The following is a 753-nucleotide window of genomic DNA, read 5'->3' as shown; positions in this document are numbered from 1 at the left end:
CGTAAGCGTGGCCCCAGCACCGTCTGTTCATGAAGAGCCATAGGCGGCAATCTGGTTCCCACCAGAATTTGGTGGGAACCAGAAGAAATGGAAATCAAGGCGCGGGGTCGCCGGCGAGGCTCCAAGAACTACTCGAAGGAATTCCGCACGCAGGTCGTGGCGGAAACGCTGGACCCGGCAAGCTCACTGGCAGAAGTTGCGCGCTCGCATGGCCTGAACGCGAATCTCGTGTCGAAGTGGCGGCGGGATTATGAGCGAGCTGCGACGTCAGCATCCGAGCCTTCGGAATTATTCCTGCCCGTTCAGATAGCATCGCCGCCGAGGCCGGAGCCGATTGGATCGACCGGGCTCGTCATCGAATGTCGTGGCATGCGTGTGAGTTTCGAAGGCAAGCCCGAGCCTGATGTCCTGCAGCTCGTGCTGGCGAGCTTGCTGGGAGTGGGTTCGTGATGCCGGGCCTTCCCGCTGGAACGCGGGTGTGGCTGGCTGCTGGTGTGACCGATATGCGCTCTGGCTTCAACAGCCTGGCCGCGAAGGTGCAGACCGTGCTAGAGCGGGACCCGTTCAGCGGCCACGTGTTTGTGTTCCGTGGCCGACGAGGCGATCTGGTCAAGGTGCTTTGGTGGAGCGGTGATGGCATGTGTCTGCTGATGAAACGGCTTGAACGCGGCCGCTTCGTCTGGCCTCGTGCGGATGGAGGTGTCGTCAGCCTGAGCCAGGCGCAGCTCTCAATGCTGCTGGAAGGCATCGACT

The 753-nt window shown here is 61.8% G+C and carries 2 protein-coding genes; both read left to right on the top strand.

Features of this window, described 5'->3' with window-relative positions; all coding sequences use genetic code 11:
* Positions 1-87 precede the first annotated feature (87 nt).
* Entirely contained in the window at positions 88-450 is a 363-nt protein-coding gene (gene tnpA, locus MKD38_RS30755; protein ID WP_012354501.1) for an IS66-like element accessory protein TnpA, read from the top strand.
* Positions 450-753, top strand: a 304-nt coding sequence (tnpB, locus tag MKD38_RS30750; RefSeq protein WP_252669780.1) for an IS66 family insertion sequence element accessory protein TnpB, incomplete at its 3' end; no start/stop codon positions are given. The genes tnpA and tnpB, both read left to right, overlap by 1 nt.

The organism is Cupriavidus sp. WGlv3, assembly GCF_023952475.1.
GTDB lineage: Bacteria > Pseudomonadota > Gammaproteobacteria > Burkholderiales > Burkholderiaceae > Cupriavidus > Cupriavidus phytorum.
This window is presented reverse-complemented; position numbering and strand designations above follow the sequence as displayed.